At 60.4% G+C, this 15,081-nt stretch carries 14 protein-coding genes; 9 read left to right on the forward strand and 5 right to left on the reverse strand.

Going from position 1 to position 15,081, the window contains the following annotated elements:
- The first annotated feature begins 154 nt into the window (after window positions 1-154).
- Entirely contained in the window at window positions 155-1,861 is a 1,707-nt protein-coding gene (locus DXT88_RS02700) for a long-chain fatty acid--CoA ligase (RefSeq protein WP_265211473.1), read from the forward strand.
- 81 nt (window positions 1,862-1,942) lie between these two features.
- Here DXT88_RS02700 and DXT88_RS02705 read toward each other — a convergent pair whose 3' ends face one another.
- From DXT88_RS02705 to DXT88_RS02720, 4 genes are all read right to left on the reverse strand, one after another.
- The gene (locus DXT88_RS02705; RefSeq protein ID WP_016832930.1) at window positions 1,943-2,560 is read right to left on the reverse strand and encodes a 2-dehydro-3-deoxy-6-phosphogalactonate aldolase; all 618 of its coding nucleotides are present in this window, start codon (window positions 2,558-2,560) and stop codon (window positions 1,943-1,945) included.
- 26 nt (window positions 2,561-2,586) lie between these two features.
- Window positions 2,587-3,555, reverse strand: coding sequence for a 2-dehydro-3-deoxygalactonokinase (locus DXT88_RS02710; RefSeq protein ID WP_265211474.1), 969 nt, complete (start codon window positions 3,553-3,555; stop codon window positions 2,587-2,589).
- Window positions 3,556-3,567: 12 nt separating this feature from the next.
- Entirely contained in the window at window positions 3,568-4,518 is a 951-nt protein-coding gene (locus tag DXT88_RS02715; protein ID WP_265211475.1) for a 2-hydroxyacid dehydrogenase, read from the reverse strand.
- Between the two features lie 107 nt (window positions 4,519-4,625).
- A complete protein-coding gene (locus DXT88_RS02720) occupies window positions 4,626-5,093 on the reverse strand; it encodes an acyl-CoA thioesterase (RefSeq protein ID WP_016832814.1) in 468 nt (155 codons plus the stop codon).
- Between the two features lie 142 nt (window positions 5,094-5,235).
- On the opposite strand from DXT88_RS02720, the gene DXT88_RS02725 reads away from it, so the two are divergent.
- From DXT88_RS02725 to DXT88_RS02735, 3 genes are all read left to right on the forward strand, one after another.
- A complete protein-coding gene (locus tag DXT88_RS02725) occupies window positions 5,236-7,104 on the forward strand; it encodes an ABCB family ABC transporter ATP-binding protein/permease (RefSeq protein WP_265211476.1) in 1,869 nt (622 codons plus the stop codon).
- 87 nt (window positions 7,105-7,191) lie between these two features.
- The gene (locus DXT88_RS02730; RefSeq protein ID WP_016832812.1) at window positions 7,192-8,181 is read left to right on the forward strand and encodes a LysR family transcriptional regulator; all 990 of its coding nucleotides are present in this window, start codon (window positions 7,192-7,194) and stop codon (window positions 8,179-8,181) included.
- 336 nt (window positions 8,182-8,517) lie between these two features.
- Window positions 8,518-9,816 (forward strand): Glu/Leu/Phe/Val family dehydrogenase, encoded by a 1,299-nt coding sequence (locus DXT88_RS02735; protein WP_016832811.1) that lies wholly within the window; start codon window positions 8,518-8,520, stop codon window positions 9,814-9,816.
- A gap of 270 nt (window positions 9,817-10,086) precedes the next feature.
- Here the strand turns inward: DXT88_RS02735 and DXT88_RS02740 are convergent, their stop codons facing one another.
- Window positions 10,087-10,308 carry a hypothetical protein gene (locus DXT88_RS02740; protein ID WP_265211477.1) on the reverse strand — a complete coding sequence of 74 codons (222 nt, stop codon included), beginning with the start codon at window positions 10,306-10,308 and terminating at the stop codon, window positions 10,087-10,089.
- Between the two features lie 53 nt (window positions 10,309-10,361).
- Here DXT88_RS02740 and DXT88_RS02745 point away from each other — a divergent pair, with 53 nt between their 5' ends.
- The 5 genes from DXT88_RS02745 to DXT88_RS02765 all read left to right on the forward strand — a co-directional run bounded on the left by DXT88_RS02745 (window position 10,362) and on the right by DXT88_RS02765 (window position 14,882).
- Window positions 10,362-11,282 carry an amino acid ABC transporter substrate-binding protein gene (locus DXT88_RS02745; RefSeq protein WP_265211478.1) on the forward strand — a complete coding sequence of 307 codons (921 nt, stop codon included), beginning with the start codon at window positions 10,362-10,364 and terminating at the stop codon, window positions 11,280-11,282.
- 169 nt (window positions 11,283-11,451) lie between these two features.
- Window positions 11,452-12,399, forward strand: coding sequence for an amino acid ABC transporter substrate-binding protein (locus tag DXT88_RS02750; protein ID WP_029363119.1), 948 nt, complete (start codon window positions 11,452-11,454; stop codon window positions 12,397-12,399).
- 226 nt (window positions 12,400-12,625) lie between these two features.
- Complete coding sequence (locus DXT88_RS02755; protein WP_016832808.1) at window positions 12,626-13,375, forward strand: amino acid ABC transporter permease; 750 nt, start codon at window positions 12,626-12,628, stop codon at window positions 13,373-13,375.
- 3 nt (window positions 13,376-13,378) lie between these two features.
- Window positions 13,379-14,074 carry an amino acid ABC transporter permease gene (locus DXT88_RS02760; RefSeq protein ID WP_016832807.1) on the forward strand — a complete coding sequence of 232 codons (696 nt, stop codon included), beginning with the start codon at window positions 13,379-13,381 and terminating at the stop codon, window positions 14,072-14,074.
- Window positions 14,075-14,153: 79 nt separating this feature from the next.
- Window positions 14,154-14,882, forward strand: a complete 729-nt coding sequence (locus tag DXT88_RS02765; RefSeq protein WP_116434709.1) for an amino acid ABC transporter ATP-binding protein — start codon at window positions 14,154-14,156, stop codon at window positions 14,880-14,882.
- Window positions 14,883-15,081: the final 199 nt, after the last annotated feature.

Here is a 15,081-nt window from a genome sequence, read left to right on the forward strand (position 1 = left end):
TTTTCTTAAATTTCCTCAAAATACTTGCCCTGAACGAGATTGGCCGATAGCATCTGCATTAAATAAAAACACAACCGTGCTTTTTTCTGCAGTGCGCACCCAAGCCGCGGGAAACAACCGGCAGCCGCCCTGAACCGGAGACAAAAGGAACAATATGGACAAATTCTGGCTTGCATCTTATCCCGCAGGCGTCCCTGCCGACATCGACCCGAACCGCTACCAGTCCCTGGTGCAGCTGATCGACGAAGCTTTCGCCAAATACGCGGACCGCAACGCCTATGTCTGCATGGGCAAGCACATGACCTATGGCGAGCTGGATCAGCTGTCGACCGCGCTGGCCGTCTGGCTGCAAAGCACCGGCCTGAAAAAGGGCGCGCGCGTGGCGATCATGATGCCCAACGTGCTGCAATATCCGATCGCCATCGCCGCCATCCTGCGCGCCGGCTACACCGCGGTGAACGTCAATCCGCTGTACACGCCGCGCGAACTCGAACACCAGTTGAAGGACTCCGGCGCCGAAGCCATCTTCGTGCTGGAGAACTTCGCCTGTACGCTTGCCAAGGTCATCGCCAACACCGACGTCAGGCACGTCGTGGTGGCGAGCATGGGCGAGATGCTGGGCGGGCTCAAGGGCGCCATCGTCAATCTGGTGGTGCGCCACATCAAGAAGCTGGTGCCGCCGTTCTCGCTGCCGCAATCGATCACCTTCAAACAGGCACTGTCGCGCGGCCACGGCAGGACGCCGGCGCCGATCGAAGTCGGTCATGACGACGTCGCCTTCCTGCAATACACCGGCGGCACCACCGGCGTCGCCAAGGGCGCGGTGCTGACGCATCGCAACCTGGTCGCCAACGTGCTGCAGGCGGAAGAATGGCTGATGCCGGCGCTCAAGCAGGGCGCCAAGCTGGACCAGCTGGTGTTCATCTGCGCGCTGCCGCTGTATCACATCTTCGCGCTGACGGTGTGCAACATGCTGGGTACCCGCGAAGGCGCGCTCAACGTGCTGATCCCGAATCCGCGCGACATTCCGGGCTTCATCAAGGAGCTCGGCAAGTACAAGGTCAACACCTTCCCGGCGGTCAACACGCTGTACAACGCACTGCTGAACCATCCCGATTTCGCCAAGCTGGATTTCTCCGGCTATCGCTGCTGCGTCGGCGGCGGCATGGCGGTGCAGAAATCGGTGGCGGACAAATGGAAGAAGGTCACCGGCTGCCCGATCATCGAAGGCTACGGCTTGTCCGAAACCTCGCCGATCGCCAGCGCCAACCCCTGCACGATCAGCGACTACACCGGCACCATCGGCCTGCCGCTGCCGTCGACCGAGTTCCAGATACTGGACGACGACGGCAAACCGGTGCCGCTCGGCCAGCCCGGCGAAATCGCGATCCGTGGTCCGCAAGTCATGGCCGGCTACTGGAATCGTCCTGACGAAACCGAAAAAGTCATGACGCCGGACGGCTTCTTCAAATCAGGCGACATCGGCATCATGGACGAACGCGGCTATACCCGCATCGTCGATCGCAAGAAGGACATGATCCTGGTCTCCGGCTTCAACGTCTATCCGAACGAAATCGAAGGCGTGGTCGCGGCCCATCCGGGCGTGCTCGAATGCGCCTGCGTCGGCGTCCCGGACGAGCACACCGGCGAAGCGGTCAAGCTGTTCGTGGTGCGCAAGGACAAGTCGCTGACTGCCGAGCAGCTGATGGCGTATTGCAAGGAGCAGTTCACCGGCTACAAGAAGCCGAAGTACATCGAGTTCCGCGATGAGCTGCCGAAGACCAACGTCGGCAAGATCCTGCGCCGCGAATTGCGCGACGAGAAGAAGACCGAGAAGAAGACCGAGAAGAAAGCGGCATGATTTTTGTCGTGTAATTTTTTCGCAGCAGAAATAAAAAACGCGACCTTCAAGGTCGCGTTTTTCATGGCTGCAAGATGGAGATCAGGTCTGCTTCCAGGCGCTGACGAAAGCATCGGCATTCTTCCTGACCTGCTCTGCCGTCATGCCGGGTTTGTACAACGCCGAGCCGAGGCCGAACGCAGAGGCGCCGGCCGCAGTGAATTCCTTCAGGCTGTCCGGCGTGATGCCGCCCACCGGCACCAGCATGACGCTGGCGGGAATCACGGCGCGCCAGGCCTTGACCACCACCGGTCCGAGCTGTTCGGCCGGGAACATCTTGAGAATATCCGCACCCGCTGCGAGCGCCGCGAAGGCTTCGGTCACGGTGGCCACGCCGGGCGCGCTGGCCAGGCCGGCGGCGGTGGCCGCGCGGATGACTTCGGGGTCGCTGTGCGGCATGACGATCAGCTGGCCCTCGGCGTCCTTGACCTGCAGCACCTGCGCCGGCGACAGCACGGTGCCGGCGCCGACCATGCAGTTGGCCGGCAGCACGTTGCGCAATACGCGGATGCTTTCGAACGGTTCGGGTGAGTTGAGCGGGACTTCGATGATGCGAAAGCCGGCATCGTACAAAGCCTGGCCGACCGCTTCGACTTCATCGGGACGAATGCCGCGCAGGATCGCGATCAGTCCGCATTGCTTCAGTGCTTCTTTCAACATGGTGTTTCTCCAGTGAGCCGGATGCTTTAGTTCAGCAGCCCGGCTTGTCGCGCGATCTTCCACAGGCCGCGTTCGGTGGCTTGCGCCGCGATATCGATGCGGGTCAGTTCATGCAGGTTCAGGGCGGTGCGGTAGCGCGCACACAGCTTGTCGTCGCCGATCAGGATGATGTGCGGCGCGGCGGTGCAGCCGGCATCTGCGCGCGTCGCTTTGAGCGCCGCGATTTCATGACCGATCAGCAGGCCCGACAGGTAATTCGGCTGGCCCGTTGCGTCGAGCTGGCCGACCAGTCCCAGCGTACGGCTGCTGAAGATGTTCGACAGTACGCCGGCGCGGCCGTCTTCCGAAGACGCAACACGCAGGCCGTGCTCGAAGGCGGCCGGATCTCCTTGTTCACGGTGTTCCATGGTGCGGCCGAGAATGGTGTGCTGGCTCAGCGCTGCATAGACTTCGCCGGTCATGAAGGTGTCGAAATGGGTGATGATCCTGTTTTGCACGCGTACCCATTTCGAGTGCGTGCCGGGCAATCCGATCAGCACGTCGTCACCGCCTTGCCAGGTGTCGAGCGCGCCGACCACCTGGGTCTCTTCGCCGCGGATCACGTTCGGCAACGCTGCACGCTGCAGCAGGCCCGGCACGATGTGGAGCGTGCGGCCGGCGCCGAGGTCGACGTGGGTCAGTTGCTTGCCGATGTCGGCCACGGCCAGCGGGATCTCGACGTAGCTCGCTTCACGCCAGCCTTGTGCGCTGCCGACCATGCCGGCGGCGATCAATGGTGTCGCAGGATCGCTTTGCAGCCAGTCGCCGCAGGCTTCGTCGAAGGCCTTGGCGAAGCCGGCCGCACGGCTGAAGTCGCCCTCGACCACCGGCAGATTCATGATGCCCCACGGCAGCCCGCGCTTGTCCAGCACGGCGCCATCCTCACCGAGACGGTAGGCGCGCAGCGACGTGGTGCCCCAGTCGAGCGCGATGAGGCGGGTTGCAGTGGCGCTCATGACGTTCCCGACTTAGCGCGGCACCGGCGTCAGCAACGGCTTGCCGCTGAAGTGCGCCTGCAGGTTGTCGAACGCCAGGTCGGCCATGGCGGTGCGGGTGATCACGGTGCCGCTGGCCATATGCGGCGTCAGCGTGAGGTTCGGCAGCTTGGCGAGCGCTTCCGGCACGTTGGGTTCGTTCTCGAACACGTCGAGACCGGCGCCGGCGATCCTGCCTTCCTGCAGGGCCTTGATCAGGGTCGCTTCATCGACCACCGAACCGCGCGCGACGTTGATCAGGAAACCCTTGGGACCGAGCGCGTCGAGCACCTCGGCATTGATCAGCGCGCGCGTGCCGGCGCCGCCCGGCATCGACAGCACCAGGAAATCGACTTCGCCGGCCAGCGTCTTGAGGTCGGCCACGTAGCGGTAGGGCACGTCGCTTTGCGGCGAACGGTTGTGATACGAAATCTCCATGTCGAAGGCGGCGGCGCGCCTGGCGATGGCCTTGCCGATGCGGCCCAGGCCGACGATGCCCAGGCGCGAGCCGGTGACCTTGGTGGTCAACGCGAACGGGCCTTTTTTCCATTCGCCGCTGCGGGCGAAACGGTCGGCGTCCACCACGCGGCGCGCAGTCGACAGCAGCAAGGTCATGGCGAAGTCAGCGACATCGTCGGTCAGTACGTCGGGCGTGTTGGTCACTTCGATGCCGCGTTCGCGTGCAGCAACGGCGTCGACGCCGTCATAGCCGACGCCGAAGACGGAGATGATTTCCAGCGCCGGGAAGCGGGCGATGTACTCGCGCGAGACCTTGGTTTCGCCCTTGGAGGCGATGCCGCGGATGGACGGCGCGACGGCGGCCAGGGCGGCGTCGCTCAACGTGGTGGCATCGTGGCAGGTAAAATGGTCTTGCAGGCGTTGCATCAGGTGCGGCGGCAATGCGGCGGCGATGAGGATGTCGGGACGTGCGGAAGTGGAAGTCATGGAATGGTCTTGATCGGTGGGTGAAGGACGGTTGGGAGCCGGCGCGAAAGGAAAAACAGCGCGCCGGTCCGGAAGGTGGTTAAAAACCCGGACGGAAAATGAACGAATCAGGCCGCGCACCAGCCGCCGCCGAGGTCCTGCAGGCCGCTGGTGATCGGCACGCTGTCGCCGGGGGCCAGTGGAGGGAGTTCGCGCGGTTTGCGGTTTTCGTCGGTGGCGACGTAGGTCAGGGTGGCTTCGGTGACTTTGACGACTTCGGCCTGCAGGCGATTGCGCTCGGCGTAGACTTCAACGTTGACGGTGATCGAGGTTTTGCCGACTTTGACGATATCGGCGTAAAACGACAGCAGATCGCCGACGAAGACGGGGTGTTTGAACAGGAAGGAGTTGACCGCGATGGTGGCGACGCGGCCGTTGGCGCGCTTGGTGGCGGGCAGCGAACCGGCGATATCGACCTGCGCCATGATCCAGCCGCCGAAGACGTCGCCGTACACATTGGCGTCGGATGGCATGGGCATCACACGCAGATGCGGCATTTTGCCGACGGGCAGCGAAGTATTGTGCTGACTTGTCATTACGTTTCCTTTTGAAAGCGTGAAGTCCTGCGGACTCTTATAATGCGGAAGATCAGGGATAAGCTCCTAGTTTATAGGAGTCGCGGCGTCTGCGTGGCTCCTCCGCAAAACAAAAGCACAAATTTTTCCGGGCAATTTTTTCATGCGTCGATATCCGCCGTCCGCCGCGCCGCAAGCTGCGCGCACACCTTCCGTTCCCGCTCACAGCGACTGGCAAACGCTGGGCACCTTGCTGCCTTATCTGTGGACCTACAAATGGCGCGTGCTGCTGGCGCTGGCCTTCCTGGTCGGGGCCAAGCTGACCAACATCGGCGTACCCTTGTTGCTTAAGCAACTGGTCGATCGCATGACCATCGGTCCGGACAATCCGCAGGCCTTGCTGGTGCTGCCGCTGTCGCTGCTGGTGGCGTATGGGGCGTTGCGGCTGGCGACCACGGTGTTCACCGAATTGCGCGAGTTCATTTTCGCCAAGGTGACGCAGCGCGCAGTGCGGACCATTGCGCTGCAAGTGTTCCGCCATCTGCATGCGCTGTCGCTGCGTTTCCACCTGAACCGGCAGACCGGCGGCATGACGCGCGACATCGAGCGCGGCACACGCGGGGTATCGTCGCTGGTGTCGTATGCGCTGTTCAGCATCTTGCCGACGCTGATCGAAATCGCGCTGGTGCTGGTCTACCTGGTGCTGCATTACGAGATCTGGTTCACCTTGATCACGGCAGGCGCGCTGGCGCTGTACATCGTGTTCACGATCACCGTGACCGAATGGCGCACGCACTTCCGCCGCACCATGAACGACCTCGATTCGCGCGCCAATTCCAAGGCCATCGATTCGCTGCTCAACTATGAAACCGTGAAGTATTTCAGTAATGAGGATTTCGAAGCGCGCCGCTACGACGAAGGCCTGCAGCGCTACGAAGCGGCGGCGGTCAAGTCGCAGTCCTCGCTGTCGTTGCTCAACTCGGGGCAGTCGGCCATCATCGCCATCGCGGTGACGCTGATCCTGTGGCGCGCCACGCAAGGCGTGATCAGCGGCACGATGAGCCTGGGCGACCTGGTGCTGGTCAACGCCTTCATGATCCAGCTGTACATCCCGCTCAATTTCCTCGGCGTGATCTATCGCGAGATCAAGCAGAGCCTGGCCGACATGGAGCGCCTGTTTTCGCTGCTGGAGCAGAACAAGGAAATCGCCGATGCGCCGGATGCGAAGCCGCTGGCGACGAAGGGCGCGGCGCTGCGTTTTTCGCATATCGATTTCAGCTACGAGAGCAAGCGCCAGATCCTGTTTGATGTCGATTTCGAAGTCGCCGCCGGCACCACCACGGCGGTGGTCGGTCACAGCGGCTCGGGCAAGTCGACCTTGTCGCGCCTGCTGTATCGCTTCTACGATGTCGACGCCGGCGCCATCACCATCGATGGCCAGGACCTGCGCCACGTCACCCAGGCCTCGCTGCGCAAAGCCATCGGTATCGTGCCGCAGGACACCGTGCTGTTCAACGACACCATCGGCTACAACATCGGCTACGGCAAGCCCGGCAGCAGCAAGGAAGAAATCGTCGCCGCCGCCAAGGCAGCATATGTGCATGACTTCATCGAGTCGCTGCCGGACGGTTACGAGACCACCGTCGGCGAGCGCGGCCTGAAGCTGTCCGGCGGCGAAAAGCAACGCGTGGCGATCGCGCGCACGTTGCTGAAGAACCCGGCCGTGCTGATCTTCGACGAAGCGACTTCGGCGCTCGACTCCAAGGCCGAGCAGGCGATCCAGGAGCAATTGAGCGAGATCGCCGAAAGCCGCACCACGCTCATCATTGCGCATCGCCTGTCGACCATCGTCGATGCGGATCAGATTCTGGTGCTGGAACATGGGCGTATCATTGAGCGCGGCACGCACACCCAGCTGCTCGCGGCCGACGGCGCCTACGCCCAGATGTGGGCGCGCCAGCAGGCGCGCGAGGACGGAGATGAAGACGGCGAGGGCGCCGAACCGCTGTCGCCATCGCTGCAACTGGCGTGAACGACATGGCGCCGGGCATCAGAACATCACAATAACGACAACACGAGCGGCTCCGTCGTCGAGCCCTCCGAGGTGGGAATAGAAAGCATGGAAACCAAGTGGCTGGAAGATTTCATTTCCCTGGCTGAAACGCGCAGTTTCAGCCGCTCTGCCGAATTGCGCCACGTGACGCAGCCGGCGTTTTCGCGCCGCATCCAGTCGCTCGAAGCCTGGCTCGGCTCCGACCTGATCGATCGCACGTCCTATCCGACACGGCTGACGGCGGCCGGCGAAGTGTTCTACGAGCAGGCTGTGGAAATGCTGGGCCAGATCAACAACACGCGTGCGCTGCTGCGCGGCAAGCGTCCGGCGGCGCAGACCACCGTCGATTTTGCGGTGCCGCATACCTTGTCGCTGACCTACTTCCCGAAATGGCTCAGTTCGCTGGAGTCCGGCTTCGGCGCGCTCAATACGCGCCTGATCGCGCTCAACGTGCATGACGCCGTGATGACCATCGTCGAAGGCGGCTGCGACCTGCTGCTGTGCTACCACCATCCGCGCCAGCCGGTGCAACTGGATTCCAGCCGCTACGACATGCTCAGCATGGGCAAGGAAAGCGTGCGCCCGTATTCGCGCTGCGATCGCACCGGCAAGCCGGATTACGTGTTCCCGGGCAGCTCCAAGGCGCCGTTGCCGTTCCTGTCCTATACGCCCAACGCCTACCTCGGCCGCATGGTGGAGCTGATCCTGACCGACGCCAAGAAGCCGCTGCATCTTGAAAAACATTACGAAACCGATATGTCCGAAAGCCTCAAGATGATGGCCCTGGAAGGACACGGCGTGGCCTTCCTGCCGGAATCCTCGGTCACGCGCGAGGTGCGCAACAAGCAGCTCGCACGCACCGACGGCGCCCAGGGCGAGTGGGAGGTCGAGATGGAAATCCGTTTGTATCGTGAACGGCCGACTCCGCAACGCAGCGGCAAGGTGGTGGTGGCGCGCCTGTGGGATTACCTGCAGGAACTCGAAGAAGGCCGGAAGGCGGCTGTCGCGCGGACAAAAACGCCTCGAAAGCCGCGTAAAACAGGGCTTGAAGAATAACTATGCATGAAGCGCATAGTTGCATGCGCACAAAGCATTAGCTTTGCTGCATTGCATTGACCTACGATGGCGTCGCTGTCGATGGCGTGTCTGGATGTCAAGTTTGCGCGATGGTTTTGTGCAGGCGCATCCGCACTCCCGGCCGGATTTTCACCCGGCGGCGGCTGAAAAATTAAACAACACGGCGCGCCAATCCGGATGCTACCGGAGTACGATGGCGTAGCTTGAATTCCGCTGAATTCGATAAATTCCACTGAGTTCCGCGAGTTTGATTAATTTTGCAGCAGCCTCGGCCAGCATGGCTTAAGCGCGGCAACATCAAGGAGCGATTGCATCATGTCGAACGAACCACTCAAGCAGCACGAAATCCCCTCATACGTAACCCCGCATGGCATCGGTCCATGGGGCGTCTATCTGGAACAAATCGACCGCGTTACCCCTCACCTCGGCTCGCTGGCGCGCTGGGTGGAAACACTGAAGCGCCCCAAGCGCATCCTGATCGTCGACGTGCCCATCGAGCGCGACGACGGTACCATCGCCCACTTCGAAGGTTACCGTGTGCAGCACAATACCTCGCGCGGTCCGGGCAAGGGCGGGGTGCGTTTTCACCAGGACGTGACACTGTCTGAAGTAATGGCGCTGTCGGCCTGGATGACCGTCAAGAATGCCGCAGTGAACGTGCCGTACGGCGGCGCCAAGGGCGGCATCCGCGTTGATCCGAAAACATTGTCGCGCGGTGAGTTGCAGCGCATGACGCGTCGCTACACCAGCGAAATCGGCATCATCATCGGACCGAACAAAGACATTCCTGCACCTGACGTCAACACCGATTCGCAGATCATGGCGTGGATGATGGATACCTATTCCATGAACCAGGGCAGCACTGCATCGGGCGTTGTCACCGGCAAGCCGATTTCGCTCGGCGGCAGCCTCGGTCGCCATGAAGCGACCGGCCGCGGCGTATTTGTCGTCGGCTGTGAAGCCGCTGCAAAACGCGGTCTTGACATCAAGGATGCACGCGTTGCGGTGCAGGGTTTCGGCAACGTCGGCGGCATCGCCGCACGTCTGTTCGCGGAAGCCGGCGCCAAGGTGGTGGCGGTGCAGGATCACATCACGACGGTCGTGCGCGACAGCGGTCTGGATGTGCCCGCGTTGCAGGCGTATGTGGCCGAACACGGCAGCGTCCAGGGCTTCCCGGGCGCCGATGAAGTGAAGGATCGCGCCCTGTTTTGGGCAACCGATTGCGACATTCTGGTGCCTGCTGCTCTCGAGCAGCAAATCACTGAAGCCAATGCGTCGGTGATTCGCGCCAAGATCATTCTCGAAGGTGCGAACGGTCCGACCACGCCGGCGGCCGATGACATCCTGCACGACAAGGGTGTGTTGATCGTGCCTGACGTGATTGCCAACGCCGGCGGCGTGACAGTGAGCTACTTTGAATGGGTGCAGGATTTCTCGAGCTTCTTCTGGACCGAAGACGAGATCAACCTGCGCCTGACCCGCATCATGCGCGAAGCGTTCGCCGCGGTGTGGCAACTGGCGGACGACAAGAAAATATCGTTGCGCACGGCGGCCTTCATCGTTGCCTGCACCCGCGTGCTGCAGGCGCGCGAGATGCGCGGCCTGTATCCTTGATGCAGAACCGCATCAACGCATCAATGTAATCAGGCAGTATGCAATAACGCAGTAATGCAGCGGCACGGCAAGCGGAAGAACAACAAGATCAATATCTCCGCTTGTCGTGTGCAGTAAAAAAGATAAATCGGCGGCACGTTTTTGCAGTCGGGAATGGCGAGAAACGCAGGTGCGTTTGATCGCATTTTTTCCCGTTCCTGCAAACAAGCAATGCCGCGCGCGAAGGAGGAGACGTCCACGCCAAACACAAGCCGTCCACGCTGACACGCGTCATGCCGTCGATGCGCACCTTTCGTGCGTATCGTCGCGCACGGCCGAAGCACAGCGTGATGCGCGGGCAGGCTGCTTCTCCTTGTTCATGATTTTCCTGTATGCGCCTGCGGGCGCGGCTTTCGCTTGCACCCTGAAAGGCGCTGCCAGGGGAGCAAATGATGGAATAAGGGCTTGAATTGCCGCGCTGATCTGGCGATTGGAGACTTGATTTTCTGGCATGATACTTGCTCATTATAAATCTCCGATGCAGTACGTCGGCAAGAGGGCGCGCGATGATGACTCGATATGCCAGCCTGGCGACGACACGGTGGATCATCAAGACGGTCGTTCTTGGTTTATGCATCGCTTTGCCGATGCAGGCACGGGCGGAAGGAACGCTGGAAAAAATCCGGCGCACCAATGCGGTAGTGATCGCTTACCTGAACGGCACGACGCCGTTTGCGTTTCTCGGCGATGACAAGCTGGTGACCGGTTACACGATCGAACTGTGCAGGAATATCGCGGAAGGCCTGCGCAAGGAATTGAAGTTGCCGCACATGCAGGTGCAGTTCATGGAAGTCGATACGGTGACGCGCTTCATCGCGTTGGATCAGGGCAAGGCCGATCTGGAGTGCAGCACTTCCACGAACAATGCCGAGCGGCGCAAGATTGCTGCGTTCACGGTGCCGCATTTTTTTGCGGCGGTGCGCATGCTGGTGAAGAAGGATTCCGGCATTCGCAACTGGGAAGACTTGCGCGGGAAGACGGTCGTTGTGCCGCGCAACACGCCAATGGTGAAGTTGCTGGAACAGCGCAGCAAGATCCGCTCGCTCAATGTCCGGATTGTGGAAGTCGCCTATAACGAAGACGCGTTCGACAGCGTCGAGAAGGGCAAGGCGGATGCCTTCGTGATGGAAGATGTGCTGTTGCGGCGCTACCTGTTGTCGGTGCCGCAGCCGAAGAATTATCAGGTCGTGGGCGAGGCGCTATCGCTGGAGCCTTACGGCATCATGATGCGCAAGGGCGATCCGGAGTTCAAGAAATTCGTGGATCTGCAGATGGTGCGGATCGTGCGGTCAGGCGAGATTTACCGGATTTACGATCGCTGGTTCGTGCAACCCATCAGCGCGAAAGTCCCATCGATGGACATGCCGATGGGCTTCATTTTGCGCGATACTTTGCGGTATCCCACGGACAAGGTCGGCGACGACTGAACATTGCGCCGTTTTTGCTGCGATCGCGCATTTCGGCGGTCGGCGACGAGCGGGATGGTTTTTGGAAGCTAAGCTGAATTGAGCGCAAAATAGCCTCTTTTCAAGAATGAAGACTATTTTTGAAGAATGGCTTTTGGTACACTACGTAAAAATTTTTCCAGGAGGTCACATGAAGTTATTAAAGTTCGCAGGGGTGTTGGTTGGGGCAAGTGTTTTGATGGGCTCGGTCCACGCTGAAGAGTTCACCGGTCGTCTGAAAAAAATCAAGGAAACCGGCACGCTGACGCTGGGCGTTCGTGATGCATCGATTCCTTTCTCCTACCTGGACGACAAGCAATCGTATCAAGGCTACTCGATCGATCTGTGCCTGAAAGCGGCAACTGCGATCCAGAAGAAACTGGGTCTGACTTCGCTGAACGTGAAGATGGTTCCCGTGACTTCGGCAACCCGTATTCCGCTGATCGCCAATGGCACCACTGATATCTCGTGCGATTCCGCGACCAACAACATGGAACGTCAGAAGCAAGTCGCTTTTGCCGTCACCGAGTTCGTTACCGCGAACCGTTTCCTGACCAAGAAGGCTGCCAACCTGAAGACGCTGGATGACCTGAAGGGCAAGACCATCGTGTCGACTTCCGGTACATCGAACCTGAAGCAGATCACCACGCTGAACACCGAACGCAACCTGGGCATGAACATCCTGGCTGCCAAGGATCACGCCGAAGCGTTCCTGATGGTGGAAACCGGCCGTGCAGTGGCGTTCGTCATGGACGACATCCTGCTGTCGTCGCTGGCTGCCAACTCCAAGGCGCCTGGCGACTACGTTGTTTCCAGCGAAGCGCTGTCGGTCGAGCCGTATGGCCTGATCCTGCCGCTGGGCGATGCCGCCTTCAAGAAGGTCGTGGATGACGCACTGGTCAACGTCTACAAGGGCGACGATATCAAGAAGATCTACGCCAAGTGGTTCCAATCGCCGATCCCACCGAAGGGTGTCAACCTGAACGTGCCGATGAGCCCGCAACTGCAAGCCGTCTTCGCCAAGCCAACCGATTCCGGCGAACCGTCTGCTTACGCAGCCGTGCCTGAAGCGCAAAAGCAATCTTCGAAGAAGAAGTAAGTCGGAGAGAAGCTTGAAAGCGCGGCATCTGGCATCTGATTGCCGCGCAGCATGAAAAACGAAACGGGGGAGTTGTCCCCCGTTTTGTTTAAGTTGGCGAAGAAAAGCAAGACCTGCTCAGAAGTCGTCTTTCACCTCAGTGAAAGCCGGCGCAGGCAGCCGAAGAGCGCCATGCAAATGGAGTTCTTGATCGCAAACGAGTCGAGACGAGAAGACGAGGGCATTTATGCATTACAACTGGAACTGGGGCATATTCTGGGAGCAATCTCCCGACGGCATCCCCTACATCGATACATTACTGATCGGCCTGAAATGGACCATCGCCACGGCCGTACTGGCCTGGATCATGGCGCTCATTCTCGGCACGGTCATCGGCACCATCCGCACGACCCAGAAGCCCTGGGCCGTCAAGATCGCCAACGGCTACGTTGAACTGTTCCGCAATATTCCATTGCTGGTCCAGATGTTCCTCTGGTACTTCGTGATGCCGGAACTGGTGCCCGCCGCAATGGGAGACTGGCTCAAGAGCCTGCCCGAAGCGTCGTTCGTCACCGCCTTCCTGGCACTCGGTTTCTTCACGTCCTCGCGCGTCGCCGTGCAGGTCAGCACCGGCATCAACGCCTTGCCGCGCGGTCAACGCATGGCCGGCGCCGCCCTGGGTCTGACGCCCGTGCAGACCTACCGCTACGTGCTGCTGCCGATGGCGTTTCGCATCATCATCCCGGCGCTGACCAACGAGTTTGCGGCGATCATCAAGAACAGCTCGGTGGCGCTGACCATCGGCCTGGTGGAACTGACCGCAGCGACTTACTCAATGCGCGAATTCACGTTCCAGACCTTCGAATCGCTCACCGGCGCCACCGTTATCTACATCATCATTTCCGTCATCGCGCTGATGCTGGCACGCTTCCTCGAGCGCGTCACCGCCGTGCCCGGTTACATCACGACCGGCAGCTCCAGCTCGGGAGGACATTAAACTATGTTTTCTAATTTCGACTTCGATATTATCCAGCGTTCGTGGTTCTACCTGATCACGACCGGCCTCAAGTTCACCCTGGTGCTGACGGTGTCGGCCATGGTGGGCGGCGTCATCCTGGGCACTTTTTTGGCGATGATGCGCCTGTCCAGCAACAAGCCGCTATCCTTCATCGCCACCACTTACGTCAACCTGATTCGCTCCGTGCCGCTGGTGCTGGTGATTTTCTGGTTCTACTTCCTGGTGCCGTTCATCGGCGCCTGGGTCATCGGCGCCAACGAACCGATCCAGGTCGGTGCGTTCCAGTCGGCGCTGATTACCTTCATCCTGTTTGAAGCTGCGTACTATTGCGAGATCATGCGTTCGGGCATTCAGTCGATTCCACGCGGCCAGGTGTTTGCGGGCTACGCGATCGGCATGAACTACTGGCAGATGATGGGCAACGTGGTGCTGCCGCAGGCATTCCGCAACGTCACGCCGATCCTGTTGACCCAGACCATCGTGCTGTTCCAGGACGTGTCGCTGGTCTACGTGCTGGGCTCGGTGCCGGACTTCGTCACCAGCGCATCGAAGATCGCTCAGCGTGACGGCCGTCTGGTGGAAATGTACCTGTTTGTCGCCGTGGTCTACTTTGTGCTCAGCTTCGTGCTGTCGCAAACCGTCAAGCGCTTCCAGCACAAGATCGCCATCATTCGCTAACCAATGCTAACGACCCTCGCCGGCGCGGCATGCGCCTGATGCCGGCGGACATACCGTATTCAGGAATTAGGAGAAATAAATGATTGAACTCAATAACGTCAGCAAGTGGTACGGCAGCTTCCAGGTTCTGACCGATTGCACCACCAGCGTGGCCAAGGGCGACGTGGTCGTGGTCTGCGGTCCGTCGGGCTCGGGCAAGTCGACGCTGATCAAGACCGTCAACGGCCTGGAGCCGTTCCAGAAGGGCACGATTACCGTTGACGGCGTGTCCGTCGGCGATCCGAAGACCAATCTGTCGAAACTGCGCGCGCGCATCGGCATGGTGTTCCAGAACTTCGAACTGTTCCCGCATCTGTCGATCCGCGAAAACCTGACCATCGGCCAGGTCAAGGTGCTGGGTCGCAGCGTCACTGAAGCCACCGAAAAAGGTCTGAAGTACCTCGACCGCGTTGGCCTGATCGCACAAAAAGACAAGTTCCCGGGCCAGTTGTCGGGCGGCCAGCAGCAACGTGTGGCGATTGCCCGTGCGCTGTCGATGGACCCGATCGCGATGCTGTTTGATGAGCCGACTTCGGCGCTCGATCCGGAAATGATCAACGAAGTGCTGGACGTGATGGTCGGCCTGGCGCAAGAAGGCATGACCATGATGGTCGTGACCCACGAAATGGGCTTCGCGCGCAAGGTCGCCAACCGTGTGATCTTCATGGACAAGGGCTTGATCGTGGAAGACTGCAAGAAGGAAGACTTCTTCGGTTCGCCGCGCTCGGATCGCGCCCGCGACTTCCTGGCCAAGATCATCACGCACTGATCGCATCAGTTTGCTGTATTTGCGGATGCTGACGTGTCCGCCGATGCAAGCACAGGCAAAACCGCTCCGGCTCCGGCCGCAGCGGTTTTTTGCATTTCCGGGCAAGGCGCGGCTTGATGTGGCGCAGCCGGCGCGCGCCATCCCTTGCGGTAAAATAGCGGGATTTCGTGCTCGGGCAGACAAGCCTGCCGATGCCTGG

This window comes from Herbaspirillum lusitanum (assembly GCF_026127345.1).
Taxonomy (GTDB): Bacteria; Pseudomonadota; Gammaproteobacteria; order Burkholderiales; family Burkholderiaceae_D; genus Herbaspirillum; species Herbaspirillum lusitanum.

What these genes read in the sequence shown, in the direction of transcription:
- DXT88_RS02700 (WP_265211473.1), top strand. Translation starts at nt 155, where the DNA reads ATGGACAAATTCTGGCTTGCATCTTATCCCGCAGGCGTCCCTGCCGAC.
- DXT88_RS02705 (WP_016832930.1), bottom strand. Translation starts at nt 2,560, where the DNA reads ATGTTGAAAGAAGCACTGAAGCAATGCGGACTGATCGCGATCCTGCGC.
- DXT88_RS02710 (WP_265211474.1), bottom strand. Translation starts at nt 3,555, where the DNA reads ATGAGCGCCACTGCAACCCGCCTCATCGCGCTCGACTGGGGCACCACG.
- DXT88_RS02715 (WP_265211475.1), bottom strand. Translation starts at nt 4,518, where the DNA reads ATGACTTCCACTTCCGCACGTCCCGACATCCTCATCGCCGCCGCATTG.
- DXT88_RS02720 (WP_016832814.1), bottom strand. Translation starts at nt 5,093, where the DNA reads ATGACAAGTCAGCACAATACTTCGCTGCCCGTCGGCAAAATGCCGCAT.
- DXT88_RS02725 (WP_265211476.1), top strand. Translation starts at nt 5,236, where the DNA reads ATGCGTCGATATCCGCCGTCCGCCGCGCCGCAAGCTGCGCGCACACCT.
- DXT88_RS02730 (WP_016832812.1), top strand. Translation starts at nt 7,192, where the DNA reads ATGGAAACCAAGTGGCTGGAAGATTTCATTTCCCTGGCTGAAACGCGC.
- DXT88_RS02735 (WP_016832811.1), top strand. Translation starts at nt 8,518, where the DNA reads ATGTCGAACGAACCACTCAAGCAGCACGAAATCCCCTCATACGTAACC.
- DXT88_RS02740 (WP_265211477.1), bottom strand. Translation starts at nt 10,308, where the DNA reads ATGCCAGAAAATCAAGTCTCCAATCGCCAGATCAGCGCGGCAATTCAA.
- DXT88_RS02745 (WP_265211478.1), top strand. Translation starts at nt 10,362, where the DNA reads ATGATGACTCGATATGCCAGCCTGGCGACGACACGGTGGATCATCAAG.
- DXT88_RS02750 (WP_029363119.1), top strand. Translation starts at nt 11,452, where the DNA reads ATGAAGTTATTAAAGTTCGCAGGGGTGTTGGTTGGGGCAAGTGTTTTG.
- DXT88_RS02755 (WP_016832808.1), top strand. Translation starts at nt 12,626, where the DNA reads ATGCATTACAACTGGAACTGGGGCATATTCTGGGAGCAATCTCCCGAC.
- DXT88_RS02760 (WP_016832807.1), top strand. Translation starts at nt 13,379, where the DNA reads ATGTTTTCTAATTTCGACTTCGATATTATCCAGCGTTCGTGGTTCTAC.
- DXT88_RS02765 (WP_116434709.1), top strand. Translation starts at nt 14,154, where the DNA reads ATGATTGAACTCAATAACGTCAGCAAGTGGTACGGCAGCTTCCAGGTT.